This window comes from Pseudomonas parafulva NBRC 16636 = DSM 17004, assembly GCF_000730645.1.
In the GTDB taxonomy this organism is placed as follows: domain Bacteria; phylum Pseudomonadota; class Gammaproteobacteria; order Pseudomonadales; family Pseudomonadaceae; genus Aquipseudomonas; species Aquipseudomonas parafulva.
Window position 1 is genome coordinate 278,850 of record NZ_BBIU01000006.1, and the last position, 17,449, is coordinate 296,298.

A 17,449-nucleotide genomic window follows, 5' to 3' on the forward strand; every position below is an offset into this window, starting at 1 on the left:
AAGCATCATGAACCTGGGCAATGATCCGGTGGTAATCGTCAGCGCTGCACGCACCCCCATGGGCGGGTTGCAGGGCGACCTCAAGAGCCTGACTGCAGCGCAGCTTGGCAGCGTCGCCATTCGTGGGGCTGTCGAGCGCGCCGGCCTGGATGCAGCCAGTGTCGACCAGGTGCTGTTCGGTTGCGTGCTGCCGGCCGGCCAGGGCCAGGCACCGGCACGCCAGGCGGCGTTGGGCGCAGGGCTGGGCAAGCACACCACCTGCACCACCCTGAACAAGATGTGCGGCTCGGGCATGCAGGCGGCCATCATGGGCCATGACCTGCTGCTGGCCGGCACCGCCGATGTGGTGGTGGCCGGCGGCATGGAGAGCATGAGCAACGCGCCCTACCTGCTGGACAAGGCCCGTGCGGGCTACCGCATGGGCCACGGCAAGGTCATCGACCACATGTTCATGGACGGCCTGGAAGACGCTTATGACAAGGGCCGGCTGATGGGCACCTTCGCCGAGGACTGCGCGCAGGCCAACGGCTTCAGCCGCGAAGCCCAGGACCAGTTCGCCCTGGCCTCGCTCACCCGCGCCCAACAGGCCATTGCGGCCGGCCGCTTCGCTGCGGAGATCGTGCCGGTGGACGTGGTCGAGGGCAAGCAGCAGCGGGTCATCAAGGATGACGAGCAGCCACCCAAGGCGCGCCTGGACAAGATCGCCCAGCTCAAACCGGCTTTCCGCGAAGGCGGGACAGTGACCGCGGCCAACGCCAGTTCCATTTCCGATGGCGCCGCAGCATTGGTGCTGATGCGTCGCTCCCAGGCCGACCAGCGCGGGTTGCAACCGCTGGCGGTGATCCATGGGCATGCCGCGTTCGCCGATGCCCCTGCACTGTTCCCCACGGCGCCCATCGGTGCCATGCACAAGCTGATGAAGCGCACCGGCTGGAGCCTGAGCGAGGTCGACCTGTTCGAGATCAACGAAGCCTTCGCTGTGGTGACCCTGGCGGCGATGAAACAGCTGGATCTGCCCCATGACAAGGTCAACATCCATGGCGGTGCCTGTGCGCTGGGCCACCCGATTGGTGCTTCCGGGGCGCGCATTCTGGTCACGCTGCTGCACGCGCTGCGCCAGAACAACCTGCGCCGTGGTGTAGCGGCCATCTGCATTGGCGGTGGCGAGGCTACGGCCATGGCCATCGAATGCCTGTACTGAGGTGAAGCATGCTGGTTAACGACGAGCAACAACAGATCGCCGATGCGGTGCGCAGTTTCGCCCAGGAGCGGCTCAAACCCTTTGCCGAGCAATGGGACAAGGCCCACCGGTTTCCCAAGGAGGCCATCGAAGAAATGGCCGGGCTTGGCCTGTTCGGCATGTTGGTGCCCGAGCAGTGGGGCGGCAGTGACACGGGCTACGTGGCCTATGCCATGGCCCTGGAGGAGATCGCCGCCGGTGATGGTGCCTGCTCGACCATCATGAGCGTACATAACTCGGTAGGGTGTGTGCCCATTCTGCGTTTCGGCAGCGACCAACAGAAGGCACAGTTCCTCACGCCGTTGGCCACAGGCGAGATGTTGGGCGCGTTCGCCCTCACCGAACCCCAGGCAGGCTCTGATGCCAGCAGCCTGAAGGCGCGTGCGCGGCGTGAAGGCAACCACTACGTGCTGACCGGCAGCAAGCAGTTCATCACCTCCGGGCAGAATGCCGGCGTGGTGATCGTATTCGCCGTCACCGACCCCGATGCTGGCAAGCGCGGTATCAGTGCCTTCATCGTCCCCACCGACTCGCAGGGTTATCAGGTAGCGCGGGTCGAAGACAAACTGGGCCAGCACGCCTCCGACACGTGCCAGATCGTGTTCGACCATGTGCGCGTACCCGTGGCCAACCGTCTGGGCGAAGAGGGCGAGGGCTACCGCATCGCGTTGGCCAACCTCGAAGGCGGGCGTATCGGTATCGCAGCCCAGGCCGTGGGCATGGCCCGGGCTGCGTTCGAGGTGGCCCGCGACTATGCGCGCGAGCGGCAGAGCTTTGGCAAGGCGTTGGTGGAGCATCAGGCCGTCGCCTTCAGGCTGGCAGACATGGCTACCCGAATTGCCGTCGCCCGGCAGATGGTGCTGCATGCCGCTGCCCTGCGTGACGCCGGGCGCCCGGCGCTGGTGGAGGCGTCGATGGCCAAGCTGTTCGCCTCTGAAATGGCCGAAAAGGTCTGTTCGGATGCCTTGCAGACATTGGGGGGTTATGGCTATCTGAGTGACTTCCCGCTGGAGCGCATTTACCGCGACGTACGGGTTTGCCAGATTTACGAAGGCACCAGCGATATTCAGCGCATGGTCATTGCGCGCAATCTTTGAAGGAGCAGACCGCATGGCATTCGAAACCATCCTGTTGGACATCCACGGCAAGGTCGGGCTGATTACGCTCAATCGCCCTCAGGCACTGAACGCACTGAACGCGCAGATCGTCAGCGAGATCAATCAGGCCCTGGACCAGCTGGAGCGCGACCCGGCGATTGGTTGCATCGTGCTGACAGGCTCTGCCAAGGCGTTCGCCGCGGGCGCCGATATCAAGGAGATGGCCGGCCTTGAGTACCCGCAAATCTACGTCGATGACCTGTTCGCCGACGCCGATCGCATCGCCAACCGCCGAAAGCCGATCATTGCCGCGGTGTCTGGCTTTGCCCTGGGCGGCGGCTGCGAGCTGGCCATGATGTGCGATTTCATCCTGGCGGGCGACAACGCCCGGTTCGGCCAACCGGAAATCAACCTCGGTGTATTGCCCGGTATGGGCGGTACCCAGCGCCTGACGCGTGCAGTGGGCAAGGCCAAGGCCATGGAGCTGTGCCTCACCGGGCGCCTGATGGGGGCTGAAGAGGCGGAGCGGGCGGGGCTGGTGGCGCGTGTGGTGCCCCAGGCCGAACTGCTGGAAGAAGCCCTCAAGGTGGCGGCGACCATTGCCAGCAAGTCAGTGCCGGTGAGCATGATGGTCAAGGAAAGCGTGAACCGCGCCTTCGAGGTGACGCTGAGCGAGGGGGTGCGCTTCGAGCGCCGGGTGTTCCACGCAGCCTTTGCCACTGAAGACCAGAAAGAAGGCATGTCGGCCTTTATCGCCAAACGCGAGGCGCAGTTCAAGGACCGTTGAGCCTTGCCGCTTGCCTGCTTGAGTTGCTGGATGCTGCCGCCACCTGCAAGGGCACTTGCCGGTGGCGGCCCGCTTTGTGCGCACCGACCAGCGGAATCTGCCCCCTTCACGCAAATTCGCCCGCGATTGCTGTTGCTCCAGGCGACGTGGCGCCTTAGACTTCCGCCCCCTGTAAAAGAGTGCCGATTGGCGCTTGAAGAATTTCGCTGCCGATGCCTGGGCGTCGGCGGCAACCGAATCGCCCAAATGCACATATTTTCATAGAGAATTCGATGACCAAGGAACAGTTGCTGGCCATGTCGGCCGATGACTACATGAACGCTGATCAGCTGGCCTTCTTCACACAGCTGCTGCAAGCGATGAAAGTCGAAACCCATGAACGCATCGAGCTGAGCCGCGCCACCATCGAAGGCCTGGACACCCCGTCGGACCCTGCCGATGTGGCGTCGGTCGAAGAAGAGCGCAGCTGGCTGGTGAACGCCATCGACCGTGATCAGCGCCTGCTGCCGCAGTTGGAGATGGCGTTGGACCGCATCACTGACGAGAGCTTCGGCTGGTGCGACGACAGCGGTGAACCCATCGGCCTGAAGCGTCTGCTCATCAGCCCGACCACCAAGTACTGCATCGAAGCCCAGGAGCGCCACGAGCAGCTGGACCGCCACCAGCGCCAGGTCTGATCCGCACGCGATGCACAGCCCCACGGAGCGATCCCTGGGGCTTTTTGCTTTTCTGGCGGGTTGATCGGTTACATACGCCGGGCACAGCAGTGGCAGTTGCGCAAAGTCCCTGCGGCCTGCTAAATAGGGATTGGCTCTCGACGGGTTTCACCGTTTTCGGGCATATTCCCCCGCCAGCAGTGCGCAAGTGGATGTCAGGGCTCGTATCGTGCGGGCCCATTCCTGAACCGCATTTTTACAGGCAGTGAGTGTCAGACTAAACGCTCATCGTCGTGGGAGCATGCCCCAAGTCTTTTAACGACGGCGAAGCCGGCAAGCCACAGTAAAAATTCCTGCACGCTGCAGCGCCAGCGGGGGCAGACATTTCACAGCGTGTTTTATTAGTCTTTTCGCCTATCGATTAGAAACGGCCGTGCCTCGTCGAGCGTTGACGGGCGCGGGTAGTAACCGGTTGAGGATTACTTCATTGGCAGTCAGTACTCTTGATACGCATGCGTTGTTCGCCTTGGGCGACCTGCGCGGCAAGTTGGCTCATTTGTTTCAAGGCCGTTTTGTCTACGTTACCGAACAGAACCCCGATGGCCTTTACATGGCCGAACTCGATACCGAAAGCGCGTTGGTGGTGGATGACAAACAGCGATTGGAGCTGAAAGTCGGCGACCACTTTCGTGCTGCCGTGCTACCGAGCCGCGAGGGCGGCAAGTTGGAAATACGCTTTCGCGATATCAAGTTGAATGTGTACGGGGTAGGCGATTACGCATTCGTGTCGGTGCCCGAAGGCGAGGGCATCGTGTTCCGTGAAGGCCAGGGCGTCATGCTGGTGTTCGCAGCCCAGCAGCAGGTTCAGGAAGGCCTTGGCAAGCTGCTCAAGGCAGTGACGGGCAAGGTTGCCAAATGGCGTAAAGGTGAGCTCACTACCTTCAAGGCCAGTGAGTGACCGGGGATGGCACTGGCACCCGCGCAGCGTTCCATCGCCAGCACCATGCGCGGGCAGTGGCCGAGGCTGAGCGGTTGCTGGCCCGGCGTTGTGAGCTGCGAGCAGGCTGGTTGAGTTGGGTAGCGGCCGAGCTTTATCAGCTGGGGCCGCCGCCCTATGCCGCCATGGTCAGGCGCGAATTGCAGCGCCTCAGCCAAACGTGACGGCAACCACGCTCAGTTGCCGCTGTCCAGGCCGCTGCTGACTTCTTCGGGTACCGGCTCTTTGGCCTGGCGCTTGCGAAACAGCCCGGCACGCGCCAGCAACAGCGTGGTGACCGGCACCGTAATGGACAGCAGAATCGGGATCAACCAAGCGTGCAGTACGGCAGCTTCCTTGAGCCAGGAGAAGTAGATGATCGACGCGAGCGCCACGCACCAGGCGCCGATGGTCGAGGCCAGTGCCGGGGGGTGCATGCGCTGGAAGTAGTCTTTCAAGCGCACCAGGCCTATTGCGCCAACCAGGGCGAACAGGCTGCCGGTCACCAGCAGCAGGGCTGTGACCAGCTCGAGCCAGAAGGGCAATGTCAGAGATTCGGTCATTCGATCACCTCACCGCGCAGCAGGAATTTGGCCAGGGCAAACGACCCGACGAAACCGAAGAGCGCAATCAGCAGCGCGCCTTCGAAATAGGTGTCACTGGCATAGCGGATACCCAGCACCAGCATGGTCAGCATGGCCAGGATGTACAGGTAGTCCAGCGCCAGTACCCTGTCCTGGGCCGATGGACCGCGGAATAGCCGTACCAGCGTGAGCCCCATGGCCAGTGCGAAGATGAACAGGCTGGCAAGAACAGCATTGGCGAGCAGGCCGGTCATTGGAAGATCTCCATCAGCGGGCGTTCGTAGATTTCCTTGAAGTGCTTGATAAAAGCCGCCTCGTCCTCCAGATCGAACACATGGAGCAACAGCACGCTGCGGTCCAGCGCCAGTTCAGACCAGACAGTGCCGGGTACCACGGTGGTGATCATCGACAGCGCCGCCAGGCCGTGGGGGTCACGCAAGGCCAGCGGTATGTGAACAAAGGCCGAACGGGGCGGCCGTTTGCCGGCGCGCAGTACGCCCCGTGCCACTTGCAGGTTGGACAGGACTACATCCAGGCCTACGCGACCGATCAGTTTCACGATCACCCATGGGCGGCGCACGTGGGCGTGCTGCGGGCGCAGGGGCGCCATCAGCAGCGGTGCAAGGATACCCAGTGCGGCTGCCAGCAGCAGGTTGCCGGCACTCACCGAAAGGTTCAGCAGCAGCCACAAGCCGAACAAGGACAGGGATAGCAGGGGCGCGGGGAACAGGCGGCTCATGGTTGCACCTCAGCCTGCACGTCGAACGAAGTCGGGCCAGGTATTGGCCGCGCCGCCATCACCGCGTCGATGTAGGCATCCGGCGCCTGCAGGCTCGCCGCCGTGTCCTGGGTATAGCGCAGCAATGGCTCGGCCTTGAAACTGAGTGCCATGCACAAGGCCAGCAGCAGCACGACCGCCAGGCATTCGAAGCGGCGCAGTACCGGTGAAGGGCGCTCGTCTGGCTTCCAGAAACGCTGGATACCCACGCGACCAAAGGCAATCAGCGAAGCCATACCCGACAACACCAGCAGCGCCACCAGGCCCCACCCGGCCGCGCCTAGCGGCTGCTCGGCCGGCATACCCAGGCTGTTAGGGTTGAACAGTGCGCTGATCAGGTTCACCTTGGCCACAAAGCCCGAGAGCGGCGGCATGCCGATAATCAGCAGGGCGCAGGCGATGAAGCTGAGGCCGAGGAACGCCATGGTCCAGGGGATGATCTGGCCGATCACCGCCTTTTGCTGGTCATCGAGGTTGATGCCTTTTGGGGGGTGAAGCGACTCCAGCGGCGACGGCATGGCGTCTTCTTCTTCGTCCAGCGGCAATTCATTGGCCGAGCGCGAGCGTTCGACCAGTTCGGCCAGCAAGAACAGCGCACACATGGCCAGGGTGGAGTTGACCAGGTAGAACAGGGCTGCACCGGTCAGGGCGAGTTGGGCAAAGCCGACAGCGCCCAGCAGGGTGCCCGCTGAAACCAGGATGCTGAGCGCTGCCATGCGTTCCAGGCGCTGGGCAGCCAGGATCGACACTGCCGCCACTGCCAACGTTGCCAGGCCGCCATACACCAGCCATTCCCCGCCAAAATAGGCCGATGCACCGGCCTGGCCGGAGAACAGCAAGGTCCACAGGCGCAGCACGGCGTACAAGCCGACTTTGGTCATGATGGCGAACAGCGCTGCCACCGGGGCGCTGGCCGATGCGTAGGCAGGCACCAACCAGAAGTTCAGCGGCCATATACCGGCCTTGACCAGAAACGCCATGGCGAGGATGGCCGCACCTGCGTGCAGCAGGCCGCGGTCGGCCTCGGGCACCAGTGGAATCTTGAGGGCCAGGTCGGCCATGTTCAGGGTGCCGGTAACGCCGTACAACATCGCCGCGCCAATCAGGAACAATGACGAAGCGAACAGGTTTACAGCGATATAGTGCAGCCCCGCCCGTACCCGTGCCCGGCCAGAGCCGTGTAGCAATAGCCCGTACGAGGCAGCCAGCAATACTTCGAAGAACACGAACAGGTTGAACAGGTCGGCGGTAAGAAAGGCGCCGTACAGGCCCATCAACTGGACCTGGAACAATGCATGGAAGCTGGCGCCGGCCCCATCCCAGCGGGCTCGGGCGAACAGCAGGGCGCAGAAACCGATGATGCCGGTCAGCGTCAACATCAGCGCAGAAAGGTGATCGAGTACCAGTACGATCCCGAACGGCGCTGGCCAGTTGCCTGGCAGGTACACGCCGATCGATTCTGCCTGGCCCTGAGTGCGCACCCATAACAGCAGGCTTACGGCCACACACAGGCCTGCCAAGGTGGAAAGCAAATTCAGGCGGGCCTTGATTTGCCGGTGCTTTTCGCCAAGCAACAGCATGATGGCTGCGGTGATCAGGGGCAGCAGGATGGGGGCGACGATCAGTTGACTCATGCCACTCATTCCTCACGCTCCCGGCCATCGACATGGTCGGTGCCCGTGAGCCCGCGGGAGGCCAGCAACACCACCAGGAACAACGCGGTCATGGCGAAGCTGATGACGATGGCGGTGAGCACCAGCGCCTGAGGCAGCGGGTCGGTGTAGTGCAGCAAGTCTTGCGTCACACCCGCCTTGATGATCGGCTCTTTGCCGATGAACAGGCTCCCCATGCTGAAGATGAACAGGTTGACCCCGTACGACAACAGGCACAGGCCCATGATCACCTGGTAGGTACGGGGACGCAGAATCAGCCACACCCCGGATGCGGCCAGCACGCCGATGGCGACTGCAATGACTTCTTCCATCAGGCGGCTCCTGTCTGTCGGTTCTTGGCCGGGTTGGCCGGACGGTAGGCGCGCACTGACTGGTGGGCCAGTGCGGTAAGGATCAACAGGGTCGACCCGACCACTACCGTGTACACGCCGACATCGAAGAACAGTGCGCTGGCCACGTGCACATCACCCAGTATCGGCAGGTGCAGGTGGGCAGTGTGCGTGGTGAGGAACGGGTAGCCGAGCAGCATGGCCCCGGCACCGGTGACGGTCGCGCACAGCAGGCCCATGCCCATCCAGCGCAGTGGGCGCAGGCTCATCTGCGCCTCGACCCATTGGGTGCCGGCAACCATGTACTGCAGGATGAACGCCACCGACATGACCAAGCCTGCCACGAAGCCACCGCCAGGTTGGTTGTGACCCCGCATGAACAGGTACATCGAGACCAGCAGGGCGATGGGCAGCAGCAAGCGTACCAGCACGGCCGGCACCATCATGAAGCCCATGGCGGTGTCTGTGGCGTGGCGTGGGTTGACCAGGTCGGTCACCACATCGGGCGCCAGCTGGCGCTGTTGTGTGGGCAGTTGCATGCTCTCCTTGGGTGGGCGGAAGCGCCGCAGCAATGCGAATACGGTAAGCGCCACGGCGACCAGCACGGTGATTTCACCGAGGGTGTCGAAGCCGCGGAAGTCCACCAGCATCACATTGACCACGTTGGTCCCACCACCCTGGGGCAGTGCGCGGCTAAGGTAGAACGAGGAAATGTCGTTGGGGGTTGGCCGCGTGAGCATGGCATAGGACAGCACTGCCATGCCGCCGCCCACCAGCACCGCCAGCAGCAGGTCGCGCAGCCGTCGGGCGCGGGCCCGGTCAAATTTGCCTGGCAGTGGTGATACACCTTCTATACGCCTTGGCAGCCAGCGCAGGCCCAGCAGTATCAATACCGTGGTCACCACTTCCACCACCAGCTGGGTCAGCGCCAGGTCAGGGGCGGAGAACCAGACGAAGGTGATGCAGGTCATCAGGCCGCAGACGCTGACCATGATCAGTGCGGCCAGGCGGTGGTACTTGGCCTGGTAGGCGGCGCCAATCGCGCAGGCAATCGCGATGAGCCAGAGTGCGACGAACACGCCGGAGCCTGGAATCTTCGGCCGATCGCCCCATGTGAGGCCACTGTAGACCATGGGCGTAAGGCCGGCGAGGAACGCTGCCACCACGATCATGAACAGTTGCGCCTGGAGGCGGCGGCTGGTGAGCAGGCGCTCCACGTGCCGGGCCAGCAGCATCAACTGTATTTGCCCATGCTCGAACAGGCGCTTGCCGTTGAAGCGTTCGATCACCGGCGGGTACGTGAAGCGCCCGCGGCGCATCTGCTTGCGAAGCATCAGGTACAGCACTACGCCGCCGCTCATGGCCACCAGGCTCATGATCAACGGGGCATTCCAGCCGTGCCAGATCGCCAGGCTGTATTCAGGCAGCGTGCCGCCGACCACGGGCAGGGCTGCGGCCGCCAGCAGTGGGCCAACCGACTGGGCAGGGAAGATGCCCACCACCAGGCAGGTCAGGACCAACAACTCGACCGGCGCACGCATCCAGCGTGGCGGCTCGTGCGGGGTATGCGGCAGGTCTTGCGCCGTGGGGCCGAAGAACACGTCCACGGTGAAACGCAGGGCGTACGCCACGCTGAAGGTGCCTGCCAGGGTGGCGATGACCGGCAGCAAGGCTTCGATCCAGGCACTGGAGGTGATGAATACGGTTTCGGCAAAGAACATCTCTTTGGACAGGAAACCGTTCATCAGCGGTACCCCGGCCATCGACGCGCTGGCGACCATGGCCAGTGTGGCAGTGTAGGGCACCAGGCGAATCAACCCACTGAGACGGCGTATGTCGCGCGTGCCGCTTTCATGGTCGATGATGCCTGCGGCCATGAACAGCGACGCCTTGAAGGTGGCGTGGTTGAGGATGTGGAACACCGCAGCCACCGCGGCCAGCGGACTGTTCAACCCAAGCAGCAGGGTGATCAGGCCAAGATGGCTGATGGTGGAGTAGGCCAGCAGGCCCTTGAGGTCGTTCTGGAACATGGCGGCGAAGGCGCCGAGCAACAACGTCAAGGCGCCGGCACCGCCGACGATCCAGAACCATTCTTCGCTGCCGGACAATACTGGCCACAGCCTTGCCAGCAAGAAGACCCCGGCCTTGACCATGGTCGCCGAGTGCAGATAGGCCGAGACCGGTGTGGGGGCCGCCATGGCGTGGGGCAGCCAGAACTGGAAGGGGAACTGCGCGCTCTTGCTGAGTGCGCCGATGAGGATCAGTGGCAGCAGCACGGGGTACAGTGCGTGCTGGCGGATGGTGTCACCTGCAGCCAGGACCTTGTCCAGGTCATAGCTGCCTGCCACATGGCCGAGCAGTAGCGCCCCCACCAGCAGGCATAGGCCCCCCGCACCGGTGACCATCAGGGCCATGTAGGCGCCGCGACGCGCGTCCGCGCGGTGGTGCCAGTAGCCAATCAGCAGGAACGAGAACAGGCTGGTCAGTTCCCAGAAGAACACCAGCTGTATGAGGTTGCCCGAGATGACCAGGCCAAGCATGGCCCCCATGAAGGCCAGGAAAAACGCGAAGAAGCGTGGAACCGGGTCTTGTGGAGACATGTAGTAGCGGGCGTACAGCGACACCAGGGTGCCGATGCCCAGTACCAGCAGCGAGAACAGCCAGGCAAAGCCGTCCATGCGCAATACCAGGTTCAGCCCCAGGCTTGGCAGCCACAAAAACTCTTCGCGAATGACGCCCCCGTGGGCGATCTGAGGGTAAAGCAGTGCTACCTGGACGGTACCGACCAAGGCCACGAGCCCAGCAAGAATGGACTCGGCGTTCCGTGCGTTGTGCGGCAGCGCGGCTGCCAGCAAACTGCCCACGAACGGCAGAAGCAATAGCACTATCAATGACATAGAGTTCTATTCTGAGAGGTTTGCCAAGGATCATACGTGCCGGAGGGGTCGATCACCAACCCGCAAGCTGTCGCAGAATCCTACAAATACGCTGTGACAAGCTGTTTTTTTATAACAGTTTTTTACAAAGCATAGCCGCAGCGTTAGAGGTCGGCCTGGGGTTCGCGTTCATTCTGTGGCTGCGTGCGGCGTACCTTGAGCTCGCTGACCACCACCGCGATCACGATCAACAGCCCGCCCAACAGGGCCACACCGGGCAGGCGCTCCCCCGCCACGCGCCCGACCAGGCCTGCCCACACAGGCTCGCCCGCGTAGATCAAGGTGGCCCGGGTGGGCGATACGGATTTCTGTGCCCAGTTCATGGCAACCTGGATCACGGCGCTCATGGCCCCAAGACCCACTGCACTAGTGAGCAGCAGCCAGGAGAAGTCCGGAATACGTTCCTGCGTCGGGACCACCATCAGAAACGCCAGCACCGAGGCAGTTGCCAGTTGCACCACGGTGACCCGTCGCACATCGACCTGGCCGGCGAAGCGGCTGATCAAGATGATTTCGGCGGCGATGGCGATGGCGCTGACCAGGGTGACCACTTCACCTTCGCTCATGTGCAAGCTGCCGCTGTCCGGCCCTGCCAGCAGCATGAGCCCAACGAACGCGATGCCTATGCCAATGCTCGGCATCAGGCCGGGCCTGCGCCCCAGTACCACCCACTGCAGCAGTGGCACGAAGGGTACGTAGAGTGCGGTGATGAACGCCGACTGGCTGCTGCTTATGGTCTGCAGGCCCATGGTTTGCAGACCGTAACCCAGCATGATGGTCACGCCGATCAGCATCCCAGCCTTGAGTTCGGTGAGTGTGAGCCCGCCCAGCGCCCGCGCAGAAACCATGCCCACGAACAGCGCAGCTGCGGCAAAGCGAAGGCCGACGAAGAACAGGGGGCCGCTGACGGTCATCACGTTGTGCACCAGCAGGAAGGTGCCACCCCATAACATGGTGATGAATATCAGCACCAGTTCCGCCTTGCTCAGGCGAAACGTGACGGTGGGGGTGGGCTGTTGGCTGGCTGGCGTCATGGGCTTGCATGCTCTTAGGGGGCGGCGCACAATCGCCGCACACTGGGCAGTATACTGCGCAACCCTTGTAAGTGAGCAATATAGTGCACAAAGACCCTTCACACCGCGCCTCGGTTTTGCAGCACGTCAGCCTCAATGTGCGCAACCTGCGCCACGCGGCAGGCATGAGTCAGGCCGTGCTCGCCGATCGCTCTGGTGTGAGCCGGCGCATGCTGGTGGCGATCGAGGCGGGTGAAAAGAATGTCAGCCTCACCACGCTGGACTTGATTGCCCAGAGCCTGGGTGTGGCGTTCAGTACACTGATCCAGGCGCCCAACTTGCGTGACCCTGGCCGCATCGAGGAACTGGCCTGGGCCGGTGAACACCCGCAAAGCCGTGCAGTGCTGCTGGGCAGCAGCGTGGCGCGGCGCGAGGTGGAGTTGTGGGAGTGGACCTTGGCCCCCGGCGAGTGCTATCGCAGCGAGGCCGATGCCGAGGGCTGGAGTGAGCAGTTGTATGTGACGCAGGGGCAGCTCACATTGATCATCGAAGCCACCGAGCACCGGCTGCAGCAAGGGCAGTTTCATGTGTTCCCCAGTAACTGCCGCTATGCCTACCGGAACGACGGCGAAACCGCAGTCACTTTTGTGCGCAACGTCGTGATCTGAAAGCCGAATATCTCGGCCAGGCACTTGACCTCGAGTTTAGTTGAGGTTTTACCCTCTCCGGCATTGCGCACCAAGCACCAATGGCCAGGAGAGAGTGAATGTCGGCAAACCCTACTGCCATCTGGTTCACCCAGATGATCGAATACCAAGTACCCAGCCTGTTTCAGCGCGAGCTGGCGCAAGCGTTGATGAACCGCAGTGAGGCGCTGGCACTTCAATGCAGCGGGTTGCAAACGATCAGCATACAGGCGAGCGAAGACGGCAGCCGGGTGCTGCAATACCTGCAGTGGGAGTCCCGGCAGGCGTGGGTCGGTGCTGCGGCCTACTTTGTCGACGAGTCGTATGTGCAATTGCTGGAGCGCTACCAGGCGCGCGGGGCCCATTTCGCTGCCTACCAGGCGCTACGCAGCCTGGCGCGTGGCCCACACGGTGCCCTCTACTGCCAAGTGGGTGAGCATGACGCACAGCGTGGGTAACGCCTGAGGGTTGTAGGACCCGTCTGAAATGCTGAAATGTGCGCGGTCTAGTGGCATGCCGGTGCCGATGTTGATTGCAGCCCTCTGGGAGCTGTTTCATTATCGGTGCCACGAATCAACCCAGACGCACCTGCAGGAGAGCCCATGAACGCGCAGCCTACCTATGAGCAACCTACGCCAGAGCGCTTGGCGCGCGTGCGCCAGGCCATGGCCGCCGAAGGCCTGGATGCCTTGCTGGTTCCATCGGCCGACCCGCATCTTTCAGAGTACCTGCCCAAACATTGGCAAGGCCGTCGATGGCTGTCGGGTTTCCATGGGTCGGTAGGTACGCTGGTGGTCATGCCCGAGTTTGCCGGGTTGTGGGTAGACAGCCGGTACTGGCAACAGGCCGAGCGCGAGCTCGCGGGCACCGGCATTGAATTGATGAAGCTCTCGCCTGGTCAGCCCGGAGCGCTGGATTGGCTTGGCGAGCATGCGCCAGCCAATGGTCGCGTCGGGGTGGATGGCGCGGTAATGGCGTTGGCCTCGGCGCGCCAATTGCGTGAGCGCCTGGGCCGTCGCGGTGTGCGCCTGGTCACTGACAAAGACGTGCTTGGCCAGGTGTGGGAGGGGCGTGCGGCGTTGCCCGGCCATCCGGTCTACCAACACCTGCCGCCCTATGCCACCGTGTCCAGGTTGGACAAACTGGCCGCATTGCGCGAGGTCATGCAGGTGAAGGGTGCGCACTGGCACTTTCTCGCCACGCTGGACGACATTGCGTGGCTGTTCAATCTGCGCGGCACCGATGTGTCCTATAACCCTGTCTTTCTCGCATTTGCCTTGATCAGTCAGCAGCAGGCGTTGCTGTTTGTCGGCAGCGGGAAGCTGGACGAAAACCTGCGTGCTGTTCTGGCGGCAGACGGTATAGAGGTACGCGATTACGACCAGGCAGGGGCGGCGCTGGCTGATATCCCCGGTGGCAGCCGCTTGTTGGTCGACCCTGCCCGTGTCACGTGTGGGCTTATGGACCACCTGGGCGATGGGGTGCAGTTGCTCGAAGGCCCGAACCCCACCACGTTGAGCAAGGCGTGCAAAGGGGAGCCAGAGCTGAGGCATGTTCGCCAGGTAATGGAGCAGGATGGCGCCGCACTCTGCGAGTTCTTTGCCTGGCTGGAGGCCCGGCTGGGCAGCGAGCCCATCACCGAGCTGACGATCGATGAGCAGCTGAGCGCCGCCAGGGCTCGCCGCCCAGGTTTCGTGTCCCTGAGTTTCGCCACCATCGCGGCTTTCAATGCCAACGGCGCCATGCCCCATTACCGCGCAACCGAGCAGTCCCATTCAATGATCGAAGGCGACGGTCTGCTGCTTATCGATTCGGGCGGGCAGTACCTGGGCGGTACCACCGATATCACCCGCATGGTGCCGGTGGGCCAGCCCAGCGAGCTGCAAAAGCAGGATTGCACGCGCGTGCTCAAAGGCATGATTGCACTGTCCCGGGCTACATTCCCCCAGGGCGTGTTGTCGCCGTTGCTCGACGCCATCGCCCGTGCACCGCTGTGGGCCGACCAGGTGGACTACGGTCATGGCACCGGCCACGGTGTCGGTTACTTCATGAATGTGCACGAAGGACCGCAGGTAATTGCCTACCAGGCAACGCCCTCACCGCAAACAGCGATGCAGGCAGGCATGATCAGCTCGATTGAGCCAGGCACTTACCGGCCTGGGCAATGGGGGGTTCGCATCGAGAACCTGGTGGCTAACCGCAATGCAGGCAAAAGCGCCTTTGGTGACTTTCTGGCGTTTGAAACCCTGACACTCTGCCCTATCGACACCCGCTGTTTGTTGCCTGAAAGGCTCACTGCCGAGGAACGGGCATGGTTGAATGGTTACCACACCATGGTGCGTGAACGGCTCTCACCGTATCTGGAGGGTGAAGCGCTGGCCTGGCTTCACGCACGTACTGCCTTGCTGTAGAGCGGTTGTTGCATACGAATGGGGCTGCGCAACGGCAGCCCCATTTACTTGCAAATGACGATCATGCTGCGGCTGGTATAGCCCGCAGGGTTGATCCCGAACAGGTAATCCCCATCCTCTTCATCGCTGTCGCCTGAGCGTGCAATGACGCGGTATCCGCGTGAGCTGCAGGCGGTGGCTGCTTTGCTGTAGCAGCTGTCCCATGAAGAAGAAAGGCCGGAGCAATTGATATGCAGGCCTTTCTTGCCCCTTTTTACCTCGGTCTTCGCCGTGGCGGCACATCCAGCAATAGCCAAGATGGCCAGGATGAGCAAGGTACGTTTCATTCCTGTCCTTAAATGCAGGACGGATCAGCAAGCTGGTTCCGTCGTTATCGCTATGATTCTTCCTGAAATTTCCCAGCGTCCCTGTTCGATGCATTAGATAGCATGAAGATGATGGTGCTTTGACAGCTTAATCAGCGATGCCGGTCGCCACAATCACTATCGTTGTCTCAAATGAAAATATTTCTCATATCAGTCAGCGGCGATCGCTGGGCTGGGCGCTTTGCGCATGGAAAGCGTGGTGCCAACCGAGGCAATGATGATCGCAAGGATGGCCAGCCATTGGGTCATGGACAGGACTTCCCCGAGAAACAGCAGGCCGGACAGCGCGCCGAAGGCAGGTTCGATGCTCATCAACGTGCCGAAGGTGCGTGCAGGAATGCGCGTCAGTGCGACCATTTCCAGGCTATAGGGAAGGGCGGTTGACAGTATCGCGACACCCAGCGCCATGGGGATCACGGCTGGGGTGAGCAAGGTGGCGCCGGCGTGGGCGATACCGATGGGCGCAATGAACAAGGCTGCGACCACCACGCCCAGGGCTGCACTTTGCACGCCATGCTCGGCTCCGGCGCGTTGGCCGAACAGAATATAGAGCGCCCAGCAGACGCCAGCGCCCAGGGCGTACGCGGCACCTGTCGGGTCAAGTGCCTGGCCGTCGTGGCCTGCGGGGAGAAGCAGCAGCAAGCCAAACAGGGCCAGGGCAATCCATAGAAAGTCGATGGCGCGGCGCGAGGAAAAAATTGCAACCGCCAGCGGGCCGGTAAACTCGAGCGCCACGGCGATACCAATGGGCACTGTCTGCAATGCCATATAGAAGAGGAAGTTCATACCGCCCAGGGCCAGGCCGTAGATGACTACGTTGCGCAGGGTTCGGCTATTGAGGCGGGCCCGCCAGGGTCTCAATATCAGCAACATGATGATGCTGGCGAACACCAGGCGAAGGGTGGTGGTGCCTTGGGCGCCAATGATGGGGAACATGCTTTTGGCCAATGATGCGCCGGATTGGATAGATGCCATGGCGATCAACAGCAGGCCGATGGGGAACAGCGTAGCGGCCAGGCTGCGGGGCGAGGTGTTCATAGCGAGGGGGTGTTCCATAAGGAAGGGCGGTTGCGCAGTATAGTGCGCAATTGCTGCTCGCTCGACAAGGCGTGCCTTGCATTAAGGTGGCCTTTCAAAAGTTGAAATTAAAGGTTGACCGCCTGAGATAACAGCCTATAATGCGCACCACTCCAACGATGCAGCAAGGCAAAGCAAGCTGAGCCGTTGAGTCAAGTGTTTGAAGCTAAACGAGTTTCTCGCAAAAACTTCAAAATAAACGCTTGACAGCAAATGAGGAAAGCGTAGAATGCGCGCCTCGGTTGAGACGAAACACTCGTAGCCAAACGCTCTTTAACAAATCGAATCAAGCAATTCGTGTGGGTGCTTGTGAGTACGGACTGATAGTCACAAAGATTATCAGCATCACAAGTGGCCATGCGAGAAATCACATAGTCATTTGAGATTGCTGAGCCAAGTTTAGGGTTTCTTAAAAACCCAAGCAGTATTGAACTGAAGAGTTTGATCATGGCTCAGATTGAACGCTGGCGGCAGGCCTAACACATGCAAGTCGAGCGGATGACGGGAGCTTGCTCCTGGATTCAGCGGCGGACGGGTGAGTAATGCCTAGGAATCTGCCTGGTAGTGGGGGACAACGTTTCGAAAGGAACGCTAATACCGCATACGTCCTACGGGAGAAAGCAGGGGACCTTCGGGCCTTGCGCTATCAGATGAGCCTAGGTCGGATTAGCTTGTTGGTGAGGTAATGGCTCACCAAGGCGACGATCCGTAACTGGTCTGAGAGGATGATCAGTCACACTGGAACTGAGACACGGTCCAGACTCCTACGGGAGGCAGCAGTGGGGAATATTGGACAATGGGCGAAAGCCTGATCCAGCCATGCCGCGTGTGTGAAGAAGGT

General features: G+C 61.8%; 18 protein-coding genes and 1 rRNA gene. 10 read left to right on the top strand and 9 right to left on the bottom strand.

Annotation, left to right across the window (positions count from 1 at the left end):
- The first annotated feature begins 7 nt into the window (after positions 1-7).
- The 6 genes from PPA02S_RS05625 (at position 8) to PPA02S_RS05650 (ending at position 4,941) form a co-directional block, all read left to right on the top strand.
- Positions 8-1,201, top strand: coding sequence for an acetyl-CoA C-acyltransferase (locus PPA02S_RS05625; protein ID WP_028632572.1), 1,194 nt, complete (start codon positions 8-10; stop codon positions 1,199-1,201).
- Positions 1,202-1,209: 8 nt separating this feature from the next.
- A complete protein-coding gene (locus PPA02S_RS05630) occupies positions 1,210-2,337 on the top strand; it encodes an acyl-CoA dehydrogenase (protein ID WP_028632573.1) in 1,128 nt (375 codons plus the stop codon).
- 13 nt (positions 2,338-2,350) lie between these two features.
- The gene (locus PPA02S_RS05635; protein ID WP_028632574.1) at positions 2,351-3,124 is read left to right on the top strand and encodes an enoyl-CoA hydratase; all 774 of its coding nucleotides are present in this window, start codon (positions 2,351-2,353) and stop codon (positions 3,122-3,124) included.
- A gap of 272 nt (positions 3,125-3,396) precedes the next feature.
- Positions 3,397-3,801 (top strand): TraR/DksA family transcriptional regulator, encoded by a 405-nt coding sequence (locus tag PPA02S_RS05640; protein ID WP_028632575.1) that lies wholly within the window; start codon positions 3,397-3,399, stop codon positions 3,799-3,801.
- Positions 3,802-4,267: 466 nt separating this feature from the next.
- Positions 4,268-4,738, top strand: a complete 471-nt coding sequence (locus tag PPA02S_RS05645) for a hypothetical protein (RefSeq protein ID WP_028632576.1) — start codon at positions 4,268-4,270, stop codon at positions 4,736-4,738.
- Entirely contained in the window at positions 4,735-4,941 is a 207-nt protein-coding gene (locus PPA02S_RS05650; protein ID WP_028632577.1) for a hypothetical protein, read from the top strand. The genes PPA02S_RS05645 and PPA02S_RS05650 overlap by 4 nt, the downstream gene beginning before the upstream one ends.
- A gap of 12 nt (positions 4,942-4,953) precedes the next feature.
- On the opposite strand, the gene PPA02S_RS05655 is transcribed toward PPA02S_RS05650, so the two are convergent.
- The 7 genes from PPA02S_RS05655 to PPA02S_RS05685 all read right to left on the bottom strand — a co-directional run bounded on the left by PPA02S_RS05655 (position 4,954) and on the right by PPA02S_RS05685 (position 12,090).
- Positions 4,954-5,319, bottom strand: a complete 366-nt coding sequence (locus tag PPA02S_RS05655; RefSeq protein ID WP_028632578.1) for a Na+/H+ antiporter subunit G — start codon at positions 5,317-5,319, stop codon at positions 4,954-4,956.
- A complete protein-coding gene (locus tag PPA02S_RS05660) occupies positions 5,316-5,594 on the bottom strand; it encodes a K+/H+ antiporter subunit F (protein ID WP_028632579.1) in 279 nt (92 codons plus the stop codon). Before PPA02S_RS05660 ends, PPA02S_RS05655 begins: the two co-directional genes overlap by 4 nt.
- On the bottom strand, positions 5,591-6,079 hold the full coding sequence (locus PPA02S_RS05665) for a Na+/H+ antiporter subunit E (protein WP_028632580.1): 489 nt from the start codon (positions 6,077-6,079) through the stop codon (positions 5,591-5,593). Before PPA02S_RS05665 ends, PPA02S_RS05660 begins: the two co-directional genes overlap by 4 nt.
- Positions 6,076-7,761: a monovalent cation/H+ antiporter subunit D gene (locus PPA02S_RS05670; RefSeq protein ID WP_028632581.1), complete on the bottom strand. Its 1,686-nt coding sequence runs from the start codon at positions 7,759-7,761 to the stop codon at positions 6,076-6,078. Before PPA02S_RS05670 ends, PPA02S_RS05665 begins: the two co-directional genes overlap by 4 nt.
- Positions 7,758-8,102, bottom strand: coding sequence for a Na+/H+ antiporter subunit C (locus tag PPA02S_RS05675; RefSeq protein ID WP_028632582.1), 345 nt, complete (start codon positions 8,100-8,102; stop codon positions 7,758-7,760). The genes PPA02S_RS05670 and PPA02S_RS05675 overlap by 4 nt, the downstream gene beginning before the upstream one ends.
- Positions 8,102-11,017, bottom strand: a complete 2,916-nt coding sequence (locus tag PPA02S_RS05680) for a monovalent cation/H+ antiporter subunit A (RefSeq protein WP_028632583.1) — start codon at positions 11,015-11,017, stop codon at positions 8,102-8,104. The genes PPA02S_RS05675 and PPA02S_RS05680 overlap by 1 nt, the downstream gene beginning before the upstream one ends.
- A 143-nt stretch (positions 11,018-11,160) precedes the next feature.
- Positions 11,161-12,090: a DMT family transporter gene (locus PPA02S_RS05685; RefSeq protein WP_028632584.1), complete on the bottom strand. Its 930-nt coding sequence runs from the start codon at positions 12,088-12,090 to the stop codon at positions 11,161-11,163.
- A gap of 83 nt (positions 12,091-12,173) precedes the next feature.
- Here PPA02S_RS05685 and PPA02S_RS05690 point away from each other — a divergent pair, with 83 nt between their 5' ends.
- The 3 genes from PPA02S_RS05690 to PPA02S_RS05700 all read left to right on the top strand — a co-directional run bounded on the left by PPA02S_RS05690 (position 12,174) and on the right by PPA02S_RS05700 (position 15,166).
- Positions 12,174-12,737 carry a helix-turn-helix domain-containing protein gene (locus PPA02S_RS05690; RefSeq protein ID WP_028632585.1) on the top strand — a complete coding sequence of 188 codons (564 nt, stop codon included), beginning with the start codon at positions 12,174-12,176 and terminating at the stop codon, positions 12,735-12,737.
- A gap of 98 nt (positions 12,738-12,835) precedes the next feature.
- The gene (locus PPA02S_RS05695) at positions 12,836-13,213 is read left to right on the top strand and encodes an antibiotic biosynthesis monooxygenase (protein WP_028632586.1); all 378 of its coding nucleotides are present in this window, start codon (positions 12,836-12,838) and stop codon (positions 13,211-13,213) included.
- Between the two features lie 144 nt (positions 13,214-13,357).
- On the top strand, positions 13,358-15,166 hold the full coding sequence (locus PPA02S_RS05700; protein WP_028632587.1) for an aminopeptidase P family protein: 1,809 nt from the start codon (positions 13,358-13,360) through the stop codon (positions 15,164-15,166).
- A 44-nt stretch (positions 15,167-15,210) separates the two neighbouring features.
- Here the strand turns inward: PPA02S_RS05700 and PPA02S_RS05705 are convergent, their stop codons facing one another.
- Positions 15,211-15,492, bottom strand: a complete 282-nt coding sequence (locus PPA02S_RS05705) for a hypothetical protein (protein WP_028632588.1) — start codon at positions 15,490-15,492, stop codon at positions 15,211-15,213.
- A 189-nt stretch (positions 15,493-15,681) separates the two neighbouring features.
- A complete protein-coding gene (rhtA, locus tag PPA02S_RS05710) occupies positions 15,682-16,569 on the bottom strand; it encodes a threonine/homoserine exporter RhtA (RefSeq protein ID WP_028632589.1) in 888 nt (295 codons plus the stop codon).
- A 468-nt stretch (positions 16,570-17,037) separates the two neighbouring features.
- Here rhtA and PPA02S_RS05715 point away from each other — a divergent pair.
- Positions 17,038-17,449: ribosomal RNA gene (locus PPA02S_RS05715) — 16S ribosomal RNA — on the top strand; the annotation flags it as partial.